Below are 19,381 nucleotides of genomic sequence, written 5' to 3'. Positions count from 1 at the left end.
TTGTATAAAAAGTACGCGCTTAACCCTACTAAATAAAACTACATGAAATACCTTCCGATAGGGCAGGAGCTTTTTGTGCGCAACCGCCACAGCTTTTGTAAGCAGCTCAAGCCCTCGTCCATCGCTATCTTCCACGCCAACGACATCATGCCCACCAATGCCGACGGTACGATGCCCTTCCGGCAGAACAGCGATTTATTTTACCTCTCCGGCGTAGACCAGGAAGAAAGCATCCTGCTCCTGTTCCACGACTGCCGGGAAGAGCACCTAAAGGAAATCCTCTTCATCCGCGAGACCAACGACCATATCCTGACCTGGGAGGGCTACAAACTCACCAAAGAACAGGCCCGCGAAGTTTCGGGTATCCAAACTATTTACTGGACGCACCAATTTGATCAGGTGCTGCACTCGCTGGCCTTTGAGGCCGAGCACCTCTACCTGAACACCAACGAGCACCTGCGTGCCGTGGTAGAGGTAGAAACCCGCGATGCCCGCTTCATCAAAAAAGTCAAGGAACAATACCCGCTGCACAAGTATGAGCGCAGCGCTCCCATCATGCACCAGCTCCGGGCCATTAAGTCAGAACGTGAGATAGAACTGATTCAGCAGGCCTGCGACATCACCGACAAAGCTTTCAGAAGGCTGCTGGGCTTTATAAAGCCAGGAGTGATGGAGTATGAGATTGAGGCAGAGATTTACCACGAATTTCTGCGCAACCGCTCCAAGGGGGCGGCCTATGAGTCAATCATCGCCTCCGGCATCAACGCCTGTATCCTGCACTATACCGACAACAACCGTGAGTGCAAGGATGGCGACCTGGTGCTGATGGACTTTGGGGCGGAGTACGCCAACTACGCCGCCGACCTGACGCGCACCGTGCCGGTAAACGGCAAGTTCACCCCACGCCAGCGCGAAGTATACGAGGCCGTGCTGACGGTGATGAAAACAGCCACCCGCATGCTGGTGCCCGGTAATACGCTGGCCCAGTACCATCAATTTGTGGGCACGGTGATGGAGAACGAACTGATTAAGCTGGGCCTGCTTAACGAGAGCGACGTGCGCAATCAGGATCCCGAGAAACCACTGTACAAAAAATACTTCATGCACGGCACCTCGCACCACCTGGGCCTGGACGTGCACGACGTAGGCAACAAGTACCGCCCCTTTGAGGAAGGCATGGTGTTTACCTGCGAGCCGGGCATCTACATCCGCGAGGAGGGCATTGGTGTAAGGCTGGAGAACGACATCCTGGTGACGCACAATGGGCCGAAAGACCTAATGGCGCATATCCCCATCGAGGCTGATGATATTGAGCGCCTGATGCAGGGCAGGTAACATTTTAGATTGTACTGGCAGTATAAGGGCTGTCAGTGTATGCTGACGGCCTTTTTTACTGTGCTTACACAAAAATTAAGGGCCTTAAGTCAAAAAAAATTGAAGTAAACAACCTTGCTCTGTCGTTTCAGTTTGAAGTATAAAACAGAAACTGTGCGAACTGCCTGACTCGAAACAGGTGCAATTTAAATAGTGGTATACAGTAGTTTATGTTCAACCTAATCAATTGAGTGCCTATGGGCGAACATTTCCTCCCCTTGAAAAAGCATGTTAGTAGGCTGCACCCGACCTAGGGAACGAGTGCAAATTTTTTGGCACAAAAAAAACTCGTATCCAAACATGCACGTATCTTCATATCAACATATACTTTGTAGAATCATGCAAACACATTTATCAAGAATTAAGAAAATTGCTTTCGCGCTTATGGCCTTGCTCGTAGCAGCAGGAACAGACGCAATAGCGCAGAGCAGCGACCAACGAACAAACCTGCAGATATACGGAAGCGCCTTGCAGTATAAAGGCGACATCACAGGCGATGATAAATTTGGCGACCTGGAGTGGGGCGGAGGCATATCCCTGAACCGCTACATCAGCCCTTCTTTTGACGCAGGCTTGCACCTGACCTACGGTAGCACCGAGGATTCTGGTAAAGGCCTGTATGAAGGTGGTAAGTTTGATGCGCAGATGGGTACCGTTATGCTCGGCCTGCGTCTTAAAATGTATGGCACCATCCTGAAAGAGGATGCCTTTATCGGCCCATACCTGCAGATTGCGGGTGGCGGTGCCTGGGCTAAGACCGATGCCACGGCGCCTCCTGCTGGCCCTGCTGTGCACAACGACGACAAGTTCTTTACCCTTGCTGGTAGAGGTGGCGCCGGTATTCGCCTGCGTTTCTCAGATGCGGTTAGCGCCTTCGTGGAGACTAACTACATGATCATCGGACAGGATAAAATCGACGGCTACGACACCGGCGATAACGATCGTTTCCTGATGCACAACGTAGGTCTGGGCTTTAACCTTGGCAAAGCGAAAGACACTGACGGTGACGGTGTGCCGGATAGACGTGACAAGTGCCCTGACACCCCAACTGGCGTGCAGGTAGACAAGAACGGTTGCCCTATTGATACTGACGGCGACGGAGTTCCTGATTACCAGGATGAGTGCCCTAACGAGGCTGGCGTGGCGAACCTGAATGGTTGCCCTGACCGCGACGGTGACGGTATTGCCGACAAAGACGATCAGTGCCCTGATGAGGCCGGTACTGCTGCTACTAACGGTTGCCCTGACTCTGACAACGACGGTGTAGCTGATGCACAGGATAAGTGCCCTGATACTCCTGCCGGTGTTCAGGTTGGCCCAGATGGCTGCCCTGTAGACTCTGACGGTGACGGTGTGCCAGATAACGAGGATGCTTGCCCTAACACACCTGGCCCAGGCACAGAGAACGGTTGCCCTGAAATCGACGCTGCTACTAAGAAGCTGATCGAAGAGAAAGTACGCTTCGAGTTCGACAGAGCCCGTGTGCAGGATAGCTACAAACAACTGCTCGACAGCATCACTGTAGCGCTGCAGAAATATCCAGAACACGTGCTGCTGATTAAAGGCCACGCTGACCACATCGGTTCTGAGGAGTACAACCAAGCGCTTTCTGAGAAGAGAGCCGAGGCGGTGAAGGAGTACCTGATTCAGCAGGGCGTACAGAACCCAGACCGACTGGTAACGAAGGGCTATGGCGAAACGCAGCCACTTGTAAAAGTGAACGAGCGTCTGTCTAAGCGTAGAACTGAGAAAGAGCGTGCTCAGAACAGAAGGGTAGGCTTCGAAATGAACACGCCGGATATGCAACTTGATTTGGATTAACGTATCCGAATTAGAAAAACAAAACGGCCGCAGGCATTCGCCTGCGGCCGTTTTGTTTTAGGTTGAAGTATAAAGTATGGCTCTTAGACTGATTTCTATGTGCTCAACGCAGTTGTCAGGTAGCATCTATTCCCTTGGCTTCAAAGGGGAGCTTTTACATTTCTAAAAATAGGAGAGGGATTTTTTGCAGCACCGGGTCCAACCACCCCTACCCCCTCCTTATCTAAGGAGGGGAGCCTGTAGTTACTTTGGCTGAAGTATAAGCTTCGTAGTGACCTTTTATGCAAAGTATAAATCCAGCATTACACCCCTACAGAGCTTCGCTCGCAAGTTTCGAACTCCCATTCTCACTTGTCCTCAAGGGGACAGTTCTATACTTACTATTTTATACTTTACTTTCCAGTAGCAAAGACAGCGGCTATCGATTCTGTTCCCAGCCTTTGGGTTGAGCGCCTTGTAGATTTCTGGTGCCCGTTAAGGGCATTGCGACCGAAGGGTAGCAAAGGAAATGTACACCGCGCGATGCCCGAAGGCGAGGCCTCCCGGCCTTGAGGGAGCCAAAGTATAGGTGGAACTATAGGTATGTGAGTCTGGAGGAGGAACGGAAGCTAGTAAGGATAGCTTGAGTCAAGTTGAAGGAAGCAGCGGCTAGGAGAGTATAAGCAGGCAAGTATAAAGTATAGCCAAAGTATAAGTATGGTCCTGCGAGCCAGTTAGGTTGAAAACCTAATAAGTAGGCACGAGTTGTAAACTCGCGCCAGCGGAGAAGTCTACAGCAAGCCAAGCAAGTATAAAGTATAATTGAAGTATACCTCCGAAGATCTAAGTATAGCTTACACTTGTCAGAGACAAACGAAGGGGAGTTATAGTATGAAGCCCGCTCTACCTAAAAGAGCGGGCTTCATACTATATGAGTTACATGCTTTTTTATACTTTGTTACCCTTTCTGAGCCAGCAGGAATAACACTGCCATGCGGATGGCCACACCATTTTCCACCTGGTTCAGGATGATGGAGTGATGCGAGTCAGCGGCATCGGAGCTGAGTTCCACGCCACGGTTTATTGGTCCCGGGTGCATCAGCACAATCTCCTTGTTCAGGCTGTCGAGCAGTTTCTTATCGATTCCATAGTACAGCGTATACTCGCGCAACGACGGGAAATACTTCATTTGCTGGCGTTCCAGCTGTATGCGCAGCACGTTAGCCACATCGCACCACTCCAGCGCCTTACGCACGTTGGTTTCCACCTTCACGCCCAGTTGCTGAATATACTTGGGCAGCAGCGTCATGGGGCCGCAGACCATTACCTCGGCACCTTGCTTTTGTAAGGCAAAAATGTTGGATAGCGCCACCCGCGAGTGCAGGATATCCCCAATGATAACTACTTTTTTACCCGCCACTTCTCCCAACCGCTCCCGGATAGAGAAGGAGTCGAGCAGTGCCTGGGTGGGGTGCTCGTGGGTGCCGTCGCCGGCGTTTACAATGTTGGCCGGGATGTGCTTGCTCAGGAAGTGCGGCGCGCCGGGGCTGGAGTGGCGCATCACGATCATGTCCACCTTCATGGCCAGGATGTTGTTGACCGTGTCCAGCAGGGTTTCGCCTTTCTTTACCGAGCTGCCGCTGCTGCTGAAGTTTATCACATCGGCGGAGAGGCGCTTTTCGGCCAGTTCGAAGGAGAGGCGCGTGCGCGTGGAGTTCTCGAAAAATACGTTGGCGATGGTAATATCGCGCAGCGAAGGCACTTTCTTGATCGGCCTGTTCAGTACGTCTTTAAAGTTATCAGCGGTCTCAAAAATGAGCTGAATGTCTTGAGGGGTGATTTCTTTGATACCTAACAGGTGCCGGACGCTGAGCTCTTGCATGTATGGGAAAATTTATTCGTCGGTTTTGGTAATTAGCCAGATGGCATCTTCCTCAGCCTGCTGCCCTTTCCACTCCACCAGTACCCGCTGGCTCAACAGCGAGTTTACCTTGCGGCCCACATAAGTAGGCTGTATGGGCAGGTGGCGCGTGTAAAGGCGGTCTACCAGCACCAGCAGCTCCACGTTGGCGGGGCGGCCGTAGGCAATCATGGCATCGAGGGCAGCGCGCACCGAGCGGCCGGTGTACAGCACGTCATCCACCAGAATCACTTTTTTGTCCTCTACCACAAAATTTATCTCGGTGGCATTGGCCGTAAGCGGGGTGTCGCGGCGGCGGAAGTCGTCGCGGTGGAAGGTGGTGTCCAGGAGGCCGGTGGGTACCTGTTTGCCAAGGATGCTGGCCAGGGTGCTTTGGATGCGCTGCGCCACAAACTTGCCGCGCGGCTGCAGGCCCAGGATCACAGAATCGGAAAAGTCGCCATGGTTCTCGATTAGCTGGTGGCAAAGGCGCATCACCATGATCTCGAGCAATTGGTGGCTTACGATGAGTCTTTTCTGCATGGCTGTGATAATTACATGCAAATATAGAAAGGATTGGGGGAGTTAGAAAGTTAGAAAGTTAAAGAGTTAAAAAGTTAGAAAGTTGAAGGGGTAAAAAGTTAGGAGACTAGCGTGGCGTACGCCTTAGCTGTTCCTGGTTTTATAATCCTAGGTATTTTTTATGCGCTGAGATTCCTGTGTCTGACAGGCAACAGCTAAAAGGTTATCTTGTTGATATAGAAGACTTGGCGGATGTCTCCTCCCTTTGCCTTGATGCGCTGGAAGCCGAAGGCGGCCATACTGTTGCCGTACCAGGAGATGAGGCCGGGGTACTCCGTTGTCTGGATTTTCTCGCTCTCATCGTAGGGCAGCAGCTCCAGCTCTGTCTTCTCATCAACAAAAGTATCCTCATCCATCAGCTGGTACACGATTTTGCTGTTATCGGGGTAGGCCATTACCAGGCGTCCGTCCGCCAGAAGCTGCGCTTCGAGCAGGTGCGTGAGGTAGGTAGTTGTAATGCCGTTCAGGGGCATGGCGTTGTCCCAGAGCAGTGTGCCGTCGTGGTCGAAACCCATGGCGATGGCGTGGCTGCGCTTGTAGCCATACTCGGTGCGCTGCGGAATAAAAGCCGGCGAGAAACGAATATTACGGCTTGTGCCGTCCCCGTACTGCGGCACATAGGCCTCCGCAGCCAGAATGTAGCCGGTGGGCGTTAAGATAAGGTCGTGGAGGAGGAGGCGGTGGTTGAGGCCAAGGTTCCGGCCTGCCTGAATGCGGGCCTGCTCCCGGCGGCGGGTGCGCTCCTCCCGGCGTGGGCTCATGTACTTGAAGAAGTTGCGGAGTTGCAGCAGGTTGTAAAACTTTCCCTCCTCCAGGTTAGAAGCCATCGGCCTCACGAAAAAGCCCTGCGAGAAGCGCAGGTCGCGGGCGCCGTAAGTGCCTACCAGCATTTTCCGGGTGGTGTCGCCGGGGCTAAGCTCCGCATTCAGCAGGCTTTTATCCTCCCGCTGAAGTATAAAATAATTATTCAGCAGCTTGCCGTTGGCATCAAAGCTCTTTACCTGCAGCCGCGATACCCGCCCGTTCGATTCAGAGATGACCACATCCACCCGGTTCTGCTCATGGTCGGCCAGCAGGTCTGAAAAAGACGACTCCTGGCCAATGAGGGAGGGCAGGGGCGTGGCCTCACCGGATTTTGGGTTTAAGTGAAGCAGCAGGGGCTTATCCTCTTTAACATCGTTGCCTATCAAAAAGAAGTTGCCCTGCAGCACGGCGAATTCATAGATATCGTCCAGCTGTTCGATAATGAATTTCTTGTGCCAGATGTCTCCTGTTTTATAGTTGAGGCGCACGAACGTATAATCGCGCAGGTTGTCACCACCGAACACCAGATACGTGTAGGGATAAACCGTGTAGCAGCGCATGTAGTCGAAGTCGGCGCCGAGGCTGGCGGTGTCCGTCCATACTTCCTCCAGTTGGGCGTTATACTTGGTGAAGTGGAAGGTGGCCTCTGTTTTCCAAAGATTGGCTGTTTTATGGTACAGCAGCAGGCTACTGTCGGGCAGTGCGATAAGGTCTACGTCTACGTCGGCCGGTTTAAAGGGAAGCTCCAGCCGCACCGGTTGCGTAGGTTGCTGCTGGGCCAGTAGCAGCGGCAACAGTGTTACCTGAAGCATCAGGGCGAGAAGGTAGCGGACGTATCGCATAGCATCAGGGCGTAAATCCTATACTCTGGAGGAATAGTATAAAAATAGCAGCTTTTATGTTTACTACAAAAAGCTGCTATTCGTTGTTATATTCCCTGACTAATTGCGGGTTAGTTCCCTAATGCCAGTAGTACGTCAAATTCCTCGGCCTTGAGCGGCATAACCGAAAGGCGCGACTGGCGCAGCAGGGCAATGTCCTTCAGGCGTTCATCTTTCTTTATCTGCTCCAGTGTTACAGCATCTTTAAAATCGCGGAAGGGCACCAGGTCTACCACCACCCAGTTGCCTTTGTCGTCTTTGGCGGTAGGGTCGGGGTAGGCGGCTTTATCTACCTTGGCGATGCCCACAATAGCTTTTTCGGATACGCTGTGGTAGAAGAGCACTAGGTCGCCGGGTTGCATCTGCTGCATGTTGTTGCGGGCCTGGTAGTTGCGCACGCCGTCCCACATGGTGCGGCCGTCTTTTACCAGGTCGGCCCAGGAGTAAGTTTCAGGTTCTGATTTAACTAACCAGTGTTGCATTACGGTAAGGGTGATGTAAGTTAGAAAGTTGTAAAGTTAGAAAGTTAAAAGGTTAGTGTGGTTTATTTACCTTGTTGCTGCTGGTAGCGCAGGACATCGTGTGTGAGAAGAACCAGCAGTATGCCGCTCAGCAGCCCGCCCCAAAAAGTATGGAGCACACCCGATAGCATGAGTATAAAAACAAGTGCCAGCAGGGCGGCCTTCAGTAATAGTTTGTGGTAGCGGCTCAGGGAAAGGTACTGCTTGCTGATGCCCGTGAACATGCGGTACAACCTGGGGATGCTTCCTGCCGCGCGTTTCAGGAAGCGGTGTGCCTCCCACTCGAATTGCACCAGCAGCACGCCCAGCACCAAACCTCCGAAAAAGCTGATGAACAGGTCAACTACGGCAAGCACCATGAACAGCAAAAGCAGCAGCAAGGCGGTTCTGGTTCGGGTTGATCTGGATAGTTTTTCGTAACTGAGCATCAGGCTTTCTTTTATCTTGAGGTGTAATCCATAGTTTAAAGTATAAACTTGTATTAGCGCTCAGGCTATGCCCGCTTAAGTATATACTATACTTCTAATGTATAGCGAACGTTTAAAATTTATTCCAGCCGCTTTACTTTCAGCAGGCTGTCGCTGATCGACACAATCTCGATGCGGTACTCTAACGGAGGGTTGCTGCCCTCGGCCATGCGGACCTCCACCAGGTTCTTTTTCAGGTGCGTCCACTCGCCTGTTTCCTCCTGCAGGCCGTCGGCAGGGGCAATTTCGTAGCGCTTAAATACGCCGCCAGCTTCTGCACTAAAGCCGGTTCGCCCTCTGGAAGGCGGAAAGTCATAAGTATTGGGGCGGTATACCCACAAGCCCTCCTCGTCTTCCTCAAAGGAATGCAGCCATACTTTACCGGCCAGCTGGGCCACCACTTTGTCGTCTGGCTTGCAGGTAACAGCCATAAAAAGCAGGCACAACAGGCAAAACACAAAAGCATTTCTCATAAATATGCGTGTCTGGTTACATGCTAAGATAGAGAATTAGCGCGTATATCGAAGTATAGAAGGGCAACTATTCTCCCTGCCCCGCATCTTAATTAAGTACAAGAAGCTGCTACAGAGAGCCTAAGAGAGGAGCAATGGTTCGGGTGGTTTTCGCTATCTTTGCAGCATACCGACAAGACGCAGGCTTTGGAAAACAAGAAGATCATAAAACAGTTTAAGCTGGCTGCCGAGCTCATGGAGCTCCACGACGAAAATCCGTTTAAGGTGCGCTCTTACGCCAACGCCGTAGCGGCCTTGGAACTGGTAGAGGAACCGCTGGAAACGCTGACGCAGGCGCAGCTGGAGGGCATACAGGGTGTGGGCAAGGGCATTGCTGCCAAGATTCTGGAGATAAACGAAAAAGGCACTTTTGCCGAGCTGGACCAGATGCTGCAGGTAACGCCGCCGGGGGTGGTGGAGATGCTGCGCATCAAAGGCATCGGCCCTAAAAAGGTGCGCAACCTCTGGAAAGAGCTCGGTGCCGAGACCGTGGAAGAGCTGCTGGAGGCCTGCGAGCTGGATAAAGTGAGCAAACTGAAAGGCTTCGGCGCCAAAACGCAGGAGAACATCAAGCAGGCCCTGCTCTTTACCCAGCAGAACCGTGGCAAACTGCTCTATGCAGAGGCGGAACTGGTAGCTGAAGGCCTCCTGCAAAGTATAAAAGCCGCTGTGCACGAGGCGCAGGTAGAACTGGTGGGGGAGATGCGCCGCCGCATGGAGATCATCACCCAGCTGCAGTTTGTACTTGCCACAGGTGCCCCGGTGAAGGCGCATGAGGCGCTGCAACGTATGGTCGAGCTGCGGGAGGATGAAAAAGCCTCCGGTCCGTTTGCCTGGCGCGGCTGGCTGGCCGAAACCGGTATGCCGGTGGAGGTGCGGTTGGTACCCACAGAGCGCTTTGCCAACGAGTTGCTGCTGACCTCTGCAAGCGTGGAGCACCTGGCGCAGCTGTTTACGGCCAGCACCAACCTGCTAACGGTTGTGCGCGGGCAAGCCTATACTTCGGAAGCAGACATTTACAAATCAGCGGGCATGGCCTACGTTGCGCCCGAGCTGCGCGAAGGCACGAACGAGCTGGAACTGGCGCTGCAAAACAAATTGCCCCAGCTGCTCGAGCTTTCCGACCTGAAAGGCATTCTGCACAACCACAGCACCTACTCCGACGGTGCGCATACTTTGGAACAGATGGCGACCTACTGCCGCGACATGGGCTACGAGTACCTGGGCATATCTGACCACAGCAAAACAGCTGCCTACGCTGGTGGCCTGCGCGAGGGCGATGTGTTGCGCCAGCAGAAGGAAATAGATGAGCTGAACAAGAGGCTGGCTCCGTTCCGGATCTTCAAAGGCATTGAGTCAGATATTCTGGGCGACGGCTCGTTGGACTACGACGAAGACATCCTCAGGACCTTCGACTTCATTGTGGCCAGCATCCACAGCACGCTGAACATGGACGAGCAGAGGGCAACCGCGCGCCTGATCACGGCCATCGAGAACCCTTACACCACCATGCTGGGACACCCTACCGGCCGCCTGCTGCTGCGCCGCGAGGGCTACCCGATCAACCACAAAATGGTGATCGACGCCTGCGCCGCCAACAACGTCATCATCGAGATAAATTCCAACCCCTGGCGCCTGGACCTGGACTGGCGTTACGTGCAGTATGCACTGGAAAAAGGCGTGATGCTAAGTATAAACCCCGATGCCCACCACACCAGTGGCTACGACGACATGAAGTACGGCGTGCTGGTTGGCAGAAAAGGAGGCCTCACGAAGGAGATGACCTTCAACGCCAAGTCGCTGGAGGAAGTGGAGAAGTATTTCAGGGAGCGGAAGGAGAAGATAAAGTAGCGGGCAAAGAATCAATCTTAACCTCTACTGGCGCGAATCTTCAGATTCGTGACCAAAAAGTGATGTGGAGTCTCTGACTCCACTGAAGCCAGCGGCTTCATAAAGCACATGTGCTGGTAAGTATGCAAACCAGGTAGCCCAAGTATAGCCACAAGTTGAAAACTTGCGGCCGCGTTTTCCTAAAGTATAAAATGCCAAAAATCCTCATACTTCGTTTTTCCTCCATCGGCGATATCGTGCTGACCACGCCCGTTATCCGCTGCATCAAGCAGCAGGTGCCGGGGGCGGAGGTACACTATTGCACCAAAAAAGCCTTCCAGAGTATACTGGCCAACAACCCGTATGTGGACAAGGTGCATGTGCTGGGGGAGAAGCTGAGCGACCTGGTGCAGGAGCTGAAGGCGGAGAACTTCGACTACGTGGTGGATCTGCACAACAACCTGCGCACGCGCATCATCAAAACAAGGCTGGGCAAGCCGAGCCGCAGCTTTAACAAGCTCAACTACGAGAAGTGGCTGATGGTGAACTTCAAGCTCAACCGCCTGCCCGACGTGCATATTGTGCAACGCTACCTCGATGCCGCTGCCGCATTGGGCGTAAAAGACGACGGAGGCGGGCTGGATTACTTTATTCCTGCCCAGGATGAGGTAGGCGTTCATACTCTGCCGGAAGGCTTTCAGCAGGGCTATGTGGCTTTCGCTATCGGCGCGCAGCATTACACCAAGCGCCTGCCCACCGAGCGCATCATCGAGCTGTGTGAGCGCCTGCAGCAGCCGGTTATACTTTTGGGAGGCAAGGAAGACGCCGCCACCGGCGAGGAAATAGCATCATATTTCCAAAAGCAAACAACGAACACCGAACACCGAACAACGATTTACAACGCCTGCGGCAAGTATAGCCTCAACGGCTCGGCCTCCCTGGTGCGGCAGGCCACGCAGGTAGTAAGCCACGACACGGGCCTGATGCACATTGCGGCGGCTTTCCGGAAGGACATCATCAGCGTGTGGGGCAACACTATCCCAGAGTTCGGCATGTACCCCTTCCGCACAAAGTATAAAGTGCTGGAAGTGCAGGGCCTCAGCTGCCGCCCCTGCTCCAAAATCGGCTACAGCAAGTGCCCCAAAGGCCATTTTAAGTGCATGCGCGACATTTCGTTTGAGGATCTGAAAGTATGAATGTAAGGCCAATGAGAAGAATTTATACTTGCCTGCTTGCTTTTATACTTCTGCAGGGCTGCAGCGAGGCACAGCAAAGTATAGCTGAGCCTGATGTTTTGGAGACAGGAAGTGCTACTGAGGCGACGGAAACAGCACCAGAAGATCAAACCTTTGTAGTATTGCCCGGTTGGGCCGAGGAGGCTTTTCTGGCGCAGGGTCTAAACCAGAAGTATAGGGTTGGTAACTGGGTGCAACCAAATATTCTTTCAGGTGATTTTGACGGGGATAAACAGGAGGATGTAGCCTTTTTAATCGTGAACACTGCTACCGATGAGAAAGGGGTGATGATCGTGTTTCAGGATGAACAGAAGTCCTACAGCGTATTCGGGGCAGGTACTTTGTTTGAGGACATGCGCAACATGGATTGGATAGAGATTTTTGAAAAGGTTGAGGCCGGACAGACAATTGCGCCAACGCTGATCGAAGAAGAAACAGGAGATATACTAGGCGAAGATCTGCAAAATGCTGTACTGTTAAAGTCGGATGGTATTTTTCTACATCTAGCTGAAGCATGTGGCGGAGGCATCATTTATAAAAAAGACACCGGCTACGGCTGGATAAATATTGAATAACAAATTATGCCTAAATATAATTTAACATGGGAAGAATCAGATGTGCAGCTATTAAATGCCATGCTTTTAGCATCTGACGAAGATGGCAGCGCGCCGTTGGCTGAGATTCTGCTTATGGCCGATGCGCAGGACGGAACCGTGCTGACGCGAAAGGAAGTGGAGCAGGGGCTGGAGAAGCTGATGTCGGTGGGCTACGTAGCGATAAAAAAGAACAAGCTGCAACTGATGCCAGCCTTTCTGGAGGCTTACCAAAGTATAGACGGCTCTGAAAACGAAGCGGAGGCCCTGCAGCAGTTGCTCCAAAGCCAGGAACTAACCCCTGAAGGTATGGACGAGCCCAAAATCCTGATCAAAAAGTATAAACTCAAGAACCAGTACCAGGCTTATCTGGAGCAGTTTGGCGGGGAAGAGTAAAAGAATCGGAGTGAAATTGTTTGAAAGCAGAAACGCCGCTGAAGTTATACTTCAGCGGCGTTTCGTTTATTCGTGGAGCATCGTCACATCTCCGCGTTTAAGAATTAAGAGATCTTCTCGAACCCTAAGTATGGGTGCAGCACCTTTGGCATGTTGATGCCGTCCGGCGTTTGGTTGTTCTCCAGTATAGCCGCTACAATGCGTGGCAGGGCCAGGGCGCTACCGTTCAACGTATGCAGCAGCTGCGTTTTACCCGACTCGGTTTTATAGCGCAGCTTCAGGCGGTTGGCCTGGTAGGTCTCGAAGTTAGAGGCAGAACTTACCTCTAGCCAGCGACCCTGAGCGGTAGAGTATACTTCCATGTCGTAGGTAAGGGCGGAGGTAAAGCCCATGTCGCCGCCGCACAGGCGCAGCACGCGGTAAGGCAGCTCCAGTTTCTGCAACAGCCCCTGTATGTAGCTGCTCATCTCCTCCAGCGCCTCGTACGATTTCTCCGGCAGCGTTACCTGCACAATCTCCACCTTATCGAACTGGTGCAGGCGGTTCAGGCCGCGCACGTCAGCACCCCAGGAACCGGCCTCACGACGGAAACAAGGCGTATGGCCCGTATTCTTGATAGGCAGCTGATCCACCGGAACAATTTCATCACGGTACATGTTTGTGATGGGAACCTCTGCTGTTGGGATCAGGTACAGGTTGTCTGCCGTGGCATGATACATCTGTCCGTCCTTGTCGGGCAACTGGCCCGTACCATAGCCAGACGCCTCATTTACCACAATCGGTGGCTGCACCTCCATGTATCCGGCCTTGATGGCCTCGTCGAGGAAGAAGTTGATAAGCGCGCGCTGTAAGCGTGCTCCCTGCTTCTTGTAAAACGGAAAACCGGCTCCGGATACTTTGTTGCCCAGCTCAAAATCAATGATGTCGTATTTCTGGATTAGCTCCCAGTGTGGCAGCGCGCCTTCGTGCAGCTGCGGAATCTGGCCATGCTCCAGCACCACCTCGTTGTCCTCGGCGCTTTTGCCGAAAGGCACGCTCTCGTGCGGCAGGTTAGGCAGTTTGTACAGGGCGCTCTGAATCTGGTCCTCCAGGGACGAGAGTTGCTCAGCTAAGGCTTTGGTTTGCTGCTTCAGTTCGGAGGTTTCGGCTTTGGCGGCCTCGGCCTTCTCGCGCTCTCCGTTCTTCATCAGCATACCAATCTCTTTCGAGAGGGAATTGGCGCGGCTCTGAAGTGTATCGTGCTCGTTCTGAACCTGGCGTCGCTGCTGATCGAGCTCCAGCAGAGCGGCTACCTCCTCGGCAGCGTTTTTGTAGTTTTTCTTGTTCAGCCCGGCAATCACCTGCTCGGTCTGCTCTCTTAAAACTGATAGCTGTAGCATAATAAAGTATAATGTATAACCGCAAAAATAGCGCTTTTAAACTATTTAGCGGCTTTTACGAAATCTTTTAAACAAAAATTGAAACTTTTTATCTAAAACAAACGGTAATATTTGTTAATTAACGAGCATTGCAATAACATTGCGGTGCATTTGAAGAAGGCTCTGATTCCCGTGCCTTTCTGACTCTTTCGCAACCTATTCTTTTTTCCTGAAATAAACGAAAATCTCTCGCTTTGTTCGCGCACTGCGAAACCTGGCAAGTTAAGTTAACTACCATACCATTATTTATGTACAAAATTGAAGAATTGAAAGATAGACTTCTTTCAGAACTCAAGGAAATTGCTGAGCAACTGGGCGTTAAAAACTTTAAGAAACTCAGCAAACAAGACCTTATCTATAAAATCCTCGATCAACAAGCCGTTACCCCTCTCGAAAACTCCTCCAGAAAGTCCAATACTGCAACCCGAAAAGAATCTGCTGGTAGTACAGAAACCCCTGAAGTTGCAATTGCGGTGGAGGAACAGGCGCCAGAGGCTCCCGCCAGGCAGGAAAGACGCCAGCGCATACAGGTAGCCCCACGCAGCGAGGAAAGAGCACCTGTGGCTGTGCCTGCTGAGGCACCCGTAAAAGACCACGGGGCGCAAAACCACCGCGAGCGCGTGCGCCGCGACAACAGAGAGGAAAACCGCTCTGAAGCCCGCACGGCCGAAGCCCGCCCTGAGGCCCGTAGCACCGAAGCTCGCCCCGCCGACAACAGAAGGGAAAGAGAGAACCGCAACGACAACCGCGGAAACGATAACAGAGATAATCAAGCTGATAACCGAGGTGGCGAGCGCAACGATAACACGCGCCGTAGCAACCAACAGCAACAGCAGCAACAGAACGCAGCTAACGCTAACAACTTCAAGGAGTTCGACGGTATAATCCTGAATGAAGGGGTACTGGAACTGATGCAGGATGGCTATGGCTTCCTGCGTTCCACGCACTACAACTACCTCGCCTCCCCGGACGATATCTATGTTTCTCCTTCACAAATCAAACTTTTCGGACTGAAGACGGGTGATACCGTAAAAGGCCAGATCCGTCCGCCGAAAGAAGGGGAGAAATATTTTGCACTGCTGAAGGTGGAAACCGTAAACGGCCGCACCACGGAGGAGATCCGCGACCGCATTCCGTTCCAGCACCTGACGCCGCTTTTCCCGGAGGAGCGCCTGAAGCTGACCACCAAGCCAAGCCAGCTTTCCACCCGTATCCTGGACCTGTTTGCCCCAATCGGTAAGGGCCAACGCGGTATGATTGTGGCACAGCCAAAGACAGGTAAAACCGTGTTGCTGAAAGAGATAGCGAATGCTATTTCTGAGAACCACCCGGAAGTATACCTGATGATCCTGCTCATCGACGAGCGCCCGGAAGAGGTAACGGACATGGCCCGCAGCGTAAAAGCAGAGGTAATTGCCTCTACCTTCGACGAGCAGGCCGAGCGCCATGTGAAGGTTTCCAGCATTGTACTGGATAAAGCCAAGCGCATGGTGGAGTGCGGCCACGACGTGGTTATCCTCCTGGACTCTATCACGCGTCTGGCGCGAGCCTACAACACAGTGGTGCCATCTTCCGGTAAAATCCTATCGGGTGGTGTGGATGCCAACGCCTTGCACAAGCCTAAGCGCTTCTTCGGTGCTGCCCGTAACGTAGAGAACGGCGGCTCGCTCACTATCATCGCCACCGCCCTGATTGACACAGGCTCTAAAATGGACGAGGTGATTTTCGAAGAATTCAAGGGTACCGGTAACATGGAGCTCCAGTTGGACCGCAAGTTGGCCAACCGCAGGGTTTACCCAGCCATCGACGTTCCGGCTTCCGGCACACGCCGCGAGGACCTGCTGATGGACCGCGACGAGCTGAACCGCATCTGGATCCTGCGCAAGTTCATGTCCGACATGAACTCGATAGAAGCGATGGAATTCCTGAAAGAAAGAATGAAGGGCACCAAGAGCAACGAGGAGTTCCTGATTTCGATGAACGGGTAAGGAGAGAGGTTAGCTTAACTTATACTTGCAGCCTGCCAGACTTTGCGTTTGGCAGGCTGCTTTGTTTTGTACTGTTTATACTTTCTCTGGCGCAAGTCTTCAGACTTGTGCCTAAATATGATGTCGAGTCTCTGACTCGACTGGCTCGAAGAGCCATACTTAAACTTTGGCTATACTTTTATTCCTGCTGATTTATACTTTCCTAACCGCTGGCGCAATCTGGCAGCTCGTGTCGTTTTATACTTTGCTATACTTTTATACTTGCCCGGTCATACTTTCATCGCGACTGCTTCCGTCAACTTGAACCAAGCTATTCGTGCTAGCGACCGTTCATCCTCCAGGCTTACATAAGCTATCGTTTCACCTCCTGCTTTCTGCCCTCCTAGGCCGGGAGGCCTCGTTTTCCTGCTCAGCGCTGTGTTCCCTCCTGCCCTCGTACCTCGGGCTGCCCTTAGCGGGCACCGGATCTCACAAGGCGCCTCTCAGAAAAACTGGGAACAGAATTGGTAGCTGTTGCCTTTGCTACTGGAAAGGAAAGTATAAACACCTCTATAGTCCCCTTAAGGGGACTATAGAGGTGTTTATACTTTCGCAGAAAAGAACAGAAACTATAGCACTTATACTTCAGCCAAAGCAGTTACAGACTCCCCTCCTTGGCTAAGGAGGGGCAGGGGTGGTTGGACCCGGCACTGCTGAATCCTCCATCCCCGTTTTTAGGGGAGGGTTGGGGAGGGGTGCCCCACACCTACTGCCAAAAACTGTAATCGGGCTGTGTGAGCAGGTAGAAAGTATAGCTCATGACGAAGCCGTAAATGATGTGGGCAAAGATAAGGGTGGTGAGGTAGGTTCTAAGTCGGATGATGGGTGGCCGTGGGTGCACCATAAAGAAAAAGTACCAAATCACCATAGCGACCAGGCCGTGCGCCAGCCCAAACAGCAAGCCCCAGGAGGCAGTGGGCAATCCAACGCCGGAGTTCCACAGCGCCAGGTAAATAATCGCAAAGAAAATGCCTGCAGCATAGTGGGCCAGCGTGCCGGCTACTTTTGTGCCTGTCAGCTCCGAAAGGCTCCCATCCGGGTGTGTGCGGTTGAGCAGCATTGTGCCTAAAATACGCACTACTTTCATCACACGGTGCGTGACAAAGGAAAGCAGGTACAGAAAGGCAGTCATGGCGATGGTACCGGCTATGCCTGCCACTACGGCATCCAAGAACTTCATAGTTTTGCAGTTTACAAGTATACCGTATTACGAAGCCTCTATTAAGTTGGCCACAATCTCACCACCATCATCAACACAAACGCGGCGCTGATGCAGAGCGAGGAGACTTTGTTCATTTGCATGGTGTTCTCAAAATTAGCTTCCTGCCGGTCTTTTTGCGCCCGCAGTACCCAGCCAATAAAGAAGAAGGAGATGGGCGCCATGCATAGCAGGAATATGAAAATATTGCGAATCTGCCCCGTGCTGAAGTATAACCAGAGTAGCAGCAGGGCACCAGCCAGCAAGCTGATAGCAGCAAAAAAGTAGGTCCCCCGGATGCCCAGCAGCAGGCTTAAGGTGCGGTCGCCGCGGCGGCTGTCTTCCTCGTGCTGGTAAATCTGGGTAAGGGGGTAGGAGCCGCAGAGAAACAGCGTGCTTACCAAGGCAAACCACACATTTGGCTCCTGCAGCACCTGCTGCACCGGCAGGCCTATACCCACCTGCACCATCGCAAAAGTATAGGCGCCCTGAAAAAACGTAACTATAAAAGTGCTGAGGATGGGGTACTTCTTCAGGCGAATGCCCTCGTAGCTGTAGGCTTTGGAAATGAGCAGGTAAAGCGCCACCAACCCGGCAAAAAGTGGCGAGAGAATCAGGCTCAGAAGTATGGCCAGTGCATCGAACAGCCAGACCAGGTGCAGCAGCTGCTGGTTTGGCTGGGGAGGATGCTTCAGCCCGCCGATGCTGCCCTCGTCGCGGTCGTAGTAGGAGTTGTAGCCGTTGCTGGCAGGGTACACCAGCACATGCAGCACCAGAAACACCGCCGCCGCCCGCCATGGGTTGGCCTGCGGCAAGGTGCTCAGAGCAAACCAGTAAACCGGCATCAGGTACACCGAAAACGGAATCCGCATCAGCGTTAGGGCATCGCGGTAGCTATGCGTTGGTGTTACTTGTTTAGCGTTGTTTGTTATCCGCGACATGCTCTTATTCACTTATTCATGATTCCTCCGGATACCCGATTAGGTAGATGACGTACTTGCCTGCCCCCGCCCCAACGCGACCAGCGCGCCAGGTATACCCGGGCGCCTGTACTTCTGAGGCCATCTGCCGCAGCTGTTCCGGGGTATAAATCCGCAGCAGGGATACGGTGCCGTCCCAGATAATGCCCAGTGGGATGAGCGGAAGTATGTACGTGAAAAAGAGCCTGCTGATACTGAAGGGCCGGATAAAAGGCGTCACCACAAGTATAATTACCGGGAAAAACAGCCACAGCAGGAGCATCTCCAGCCAGCTTTTCTTTGATCCCTCGAAAATACCGATGGCTGTGCGTTTAGTGGCTGCATCCTGAAGGATGGCCTTGGCCACAGCCGGCGGGAAATGGTGAAAAGAAGAGAAGATGGTGCGCACTCCTTTTATACTTTCGGGTACGGCGGTGGCATCTACCGGCTCGGGTATAAAATCGATGGCTCCGCCGGATTCGTGGCGGATGTATTCGTAGGCGCCCAGGTTGGGGTAGAGGTCGGAAAGCGTGACCTGTACGGGCTTTCCCATTCGCTGTGTTAGTTGCTGCTGTACCGAGGCAATGCCGCCCCCGGCCCCCGAGCAAAGGTCGGTGAGGTGGCTACTTCGGGTGCGCTCCAACAGTTCCTGCAACAGGGGTATGGCCGCCTCATAGGCATTTAGCCGCGTAATCATGAAGCGCAGGAAATCGAGCATGCCCTGCCGGATAACGTGCGGGAACCAGGGCTGGTCTTCGAACTCGAAAAGCTGAAGGCGAATGTTCAAGGGCTGCTTTTTTGCTGAAGTACTCTGCTACAGCAACAAAGGTTTTCCGGACAGCTGAAAGTATAGGCGCAAGTATAAAAGCAGCCGGTTTATACTT

General features: G+C 52.7%; 18 protein-coding genes. 8 read left to right on the top strand and 10 right to left on the bottom strand.

All coding sequences use genetic code 11. From position 1 onward, the window contains the following. Nucleotides 1-42 precede the first annotated feature (42 nt). Nucleotides 43-1,335 carry an aminopeptidase P N-terminal domain-containing protein gene (locus BM040_RS12485; RefSeq protein ID WP_092101774.1) on the top strand — a complete coding sequence of 431 codons (1,293 nt, stop codon included), beginning with the start codon at nucleotides 43-45 and terminating at the stop codon, nucleotides 1,333-1,335. Between the two features lie 378 nt (nucleotides 1,336-1,713). Next, nucleotides 1,714-3,195, top strand: a complete 1,482-nt coding sequence (locus tag BM040_RS22125) for an OmpA family protein (protein ID WP_175491056.1) — start codon at nucleotides 1,714-1,716, stop codon at nucleotides 3,193-3,195. Between the two features lie 937 nt (nucleotides 3,196-4,132). Here BM040_RS22125 and BM040_RS12475 read toward each other — a convergent pair. The 6 genes from BM040_RS12475 to BM040_RS12450 form a co-directional block, all read right to left on the bottom strand. Then, complete coding sequence (locus BM040_RS12475; protein ID WP_092101769.1) at nucleotides 4,133-5,056, bottom strand: aspartate carbamoyltransferase catalytic subunit; 924 nt, start codon at nucleotides 5,054-5,056, stop codon at nucleotides 4,133-4,135. 12 nt (nucleotides 5,057-5,068) lie between these two features. After that, nucleotides 5,069-5,617: a bifunctional pyr operon transcriptional regulator/uracil phosphoribosyltransferase PyrR gene (gene pyrR, locus BM040_RS12470; protein WP_092101766.1), complete on the bottom strand. Its 549-nt coding sequence runs from the start codon at nucleotides 5,615-5,617 to the stop codon at nucleotides 5,069-5,071. 194 nt (nucleotides 5,618-5,811) lie between these two features. After that, nucleotides 5,812-7,302, bottom strand: a complete 1,491-nt coding sequence (locus BM040_RS12465) for a hypothetical protein (RefSeq protein WP_139217806.1) — start codon at nucleotides 7,300-7,302, stop codon at nucleotides 5,812-5,814. Nucleotides 7,303-7,412: 110 nt separating this feature from the next. Next, the gene (locus BM040_RS12460) at nucleotides 7,413-7,823 is read right to left on the bottom strand and encodes an EVE domain-containing protein (RefSeq protein ID WP_092101760.1); all 411 of its coding nucleotides are present in this window, start codon (nucleotides 7,821-7,823) and stop codon (nucleotides 7,413-7,415) included. A 62-nt stretch (nucleotides 7,824-7,885) separates the two neighbouring features. Continuing rightward, nucleotides 7,886-8,290 carry a hypothetical protein gene (locus tag BM040_RS12455; protein ID WP_092101757.1) on the bottom strand — a complete coding sequence of 135 codons (405 nt, stop codon included), beginning with the start codon at nucleotides 8,288-8,290 and terminating at the stop codon, nucleotides 7,886-7,888. Between the two features lie 119 nt (nucleotides 8,291-8,409). Beyond that, entirely contained in the window at nucleotides 8,410-8,802 is a 393-nt protein-coding gene (locus tag BM040_RS12450; protein ID WP_092101754.1) for a hypothetical protein, read from the bottom strand. A 186-nt stretch (nucleotides 8,803-8,988) separates the two neighbouring features. On the opposite strand from BM040_RS12450, the gene polX reads away from it, so the two are divergent. The 4 genes from polX (at nucleotide 8,989) to BM040_RS12430 (ending at nucleotide 12,895) form a co-directional block, all read left to right on the top strand. Continuing rightward, nucleotides 8,989-10,692 carry a DNA polymerase/3'-5' exonuclease PolX gene (polX, locus tag BM040_RS12445; protein ID WP_092102858.1) on the top strand — a complete coding sequence of 568 codons (1,704 nt, stop codon included), beginning with the start codon at nucleotides 8,989-8,991 and terminating at the stop codon, nucleotides 10,690-10,692. 191 nt (nucleotides 10,693-10,883) lie between these two features. Next, complete coding sequence (locus BM040_RS12440; protein WP_092101751.1) at nucleotides 10,884-11,867, top strand: glycosyltransferase family 9 protein; 984 nt, start codon at nucleotides 10,884-10,886, stop codon at nucleotides 11,865-11,867. Nucleotides 11,868-11,878: 11 nt separating this feature from the next. Beyond that, nucleotides 11,879-12,481 carry a hypothetical protein gene (locus BM040_RS12435; RefSeq protein ID WP_139217805.1) on the top strand — a complete coding sequence of 201 codons (603 nt, stop codon included), beginning with the start codon at nucleotides 11,879-11,881 and terminating at the stop codon, nucleotides 12,479-12,481. A gap of 60 nt (nucleotides 12,482-12,541) precedes the next feature. Next, the gene (locus BM040_RS12430; RefSeq protein ID WP_245756205.1) at nucleotides 12,542-12,895 is read left to right on the top strand and encodes a hypothetical protein; all 354 of its coding nucleotides are present in this window, start codon (nucleotides 12,542-12,544) and stop codon (nucleotides 12,893-12,895) included. A gap of 104 nt (nucleotides 12,896-12,999) precedes the next feature. Here BM040_RS12430 and serS read toward each other — a convergent pair whose 3' ends face one another. Next, nucleotides 13,000-14,274 (bottom strand): serine--tRNA ligase, encoded by a 1,275-nt coding sequence (serS, locus tag BM040_RS12425; RefSeq protein ID WP_092101742.1) that lies wholly within the window; start codon nucleotides 14,272-14,274, stop codon nucleotides 13,000-13,002. A gap of 287 nt (nucleotides 14,275-14,561) precedes the next feature. Between serS and rho the strand changes: the two genes are divergently transcribed. Further along, nucleotides 14,562-16,301: a transcription termination factor Rho gene (gene rho / locus BM040_RS12420; protein WP_092101739.1), complete on the top strand. Its 1,740-nt coding sequence runs from the start codon at nucleotides 14,562-14,564 to the stop codon at nucleotides 16,299-16,301. 166 nt (nucleotides 16,302-16,467) lie between these two features. Then, the gene (locus tag BM040_RS21765; protein WP_175491055.1) at nucleotides 16,468-16,605 is read left to right on the top strand and encodes a hypothetical protein; all 138 of its coding nucleotides are present in this window, start codon (nucleotides 16,468-16,470) and stop codon (nucleotides 16,603-16,605) included. 441 nt (nucleotides 16,606-17,046) lie between these two features. Here the strand turns inward: BM040_RS21765 and BM040_RS12415 are convergent, their stop codons facing one another. Genes BM040_RS12415 through BM040_RS12405 form a run of 3 tightly spaced genes read right to left on the bottom strand, consistent with a single transcriptional unit; the run spans nucleotide 17,047 to nucleotide 19,284 of the window. Next, nucleotides 17,047-17,520 carry a DUF6789 family protein gene (locus BM040_RS12415; protein ID WP_092101736.1) on the bottom strand — a complete coding sequence of 158 codons (474 nt, stop codon included), beginning with the start codon at nucleotides 17,518-17,520 and terminating at the stop codon, nucleotides 17,047-17,049. Nucleotides 17,521-17,561: 41 nt separating this feature from the next. After that, entirely contained in the window at nucleotides 17,562-18,479 is a 918-nt protein-coding gene (locus tag BM040_RS12410; RefSeq protein ID WP_092101733.1) for a UbiA family prenyltransferase, read from the bottom strand. Nucleotides 18,480-18,495: 16 nt separating this feature from the next. Further along, on the bottom strand, nucleotides 18,496-19,284 hold the full coding sequence (locus BM040_RS12405) for a hypothetical protein (protein ID WP_092101730.1): 789 nt from the start codon (nucleotides 19,282-19,284) through the stop codon (nucleotides 18,496-18,498). Between the last annotated feature and the right edge of the window lie 97 nt (nucleotides 19,285-19,381).

It is taken from the genome of Pontibacter chinhatensis (assembly GCF_900113285.1).
Lineage (GTDB): Bacteria > Bacteroidota > Bacteroidia > Cytophagales > Hymenobacteraceae > Pontibacter > Pontibacter chinhatensis.
The sequence above is the reverse complement of the archived record's forward strand: the minus strand, read 5'-3'. Positions and strand labels throughout refer to the sequence as shown.

Coding starts and splice junctions, on each gene's coding strand:
- BM040_RS12485 (WP_092101774.1), top strand. CDS start 43: ATGAAATACCTTCCGATAGGGCAGGAGCTTTTTGTGCGCAACCGCCAC.
- BM040_RS22125 (WP_175491056.1), top strand. CDS start 1,714: ATGCAAACACATTTATCAAGAATTAAGAAAATTGCTTTCGCGCTTATG.
- BM040_RS12475 (WP_092101769.1), bottom strand. CDS start 5,056: ATGCAAGAGCTCAGCGTCCGGCACCTGTTAGGTATCAAAGAAATCACC.
- pyrR (WP_092101766.1), bottom strand. CDS start 5,617: ATGCAGAAAAGACTCATCGTAAGCCACCAATTGCTCGAGATCATGGTG.
- BM040_RS12465 (WP_139217806.1), bottom strand. CDS start 7,302: ATGCGATACGTCCGCTACCTTCTCGCCCTGATGCTTCAGGTAACACTG.
- BM040_RS12460 (WP_092101760.1), bottom strand. CDS start 7,823: ATGCAACACTGGTTAGTTAAATCAGAACCTGAAACTTACTCCTGGGCC.
- BM040_RS12455 (WP_092101757.1), bottom strand. CDS start 8,290: ATGCTCAGTTACGAAAAACTATCCAGATCAACCCGAACCAGAACCGCC.
- BM040_RS12450 (WP_092101754.1), bottom strand. CDS start 8,802: ATGAGAAATGCTTTTGTGTTTTGCCTGTTGTGCCTGCTTTTTATGGCT.
- BM040_RS12440 (WP_092101751.1), top strand. CDS start 10,884: ATGCCAAAAATCCTCATACTTCGTTTTTCCTCCATCGGCGATATCGTG.
- BM040_RS12435 (WP_139217805.1), top strand. CDS start 11,879: ATGAGAAGAATTTATACTTGCCTGCTTGCTTTTATACTTCTGCAGGGC.
- BM040_RS12430 (WP_245756205.1), top strand. CDS start 12,542: ATGCTTTTAGCATCTGACGAAGATGGCAGCGCGCCGTTGGCTGAGATT.
- serS (WP_092101742.1), bottom strand. CDS start 14,274: ATGCTACAGCTATCAGTTTTAAGAGAGCAGACCGAGCAGGTGATTGCC.
- rho (WP_092101739.1), top strand. CDS start 14,562: ATGTACAAAATTGAAGAATTGAAAGATAGACTTCTTTCAGAACTCAAG.
- BM040_RS12415 (WP_092101736.1), bottom strand. CDS start 17,520: ATGAAGTTCTTGGATGCCGTAGTGGCAGGCATAGCCGGTACCATCGCC.
- BM040_RS12410 (WP_092101733.1), bottom strand. CDS start 18,479: ATGTCGCGGATAACAAACAACGCTAAACAAGTAACACCAACGCATAGC.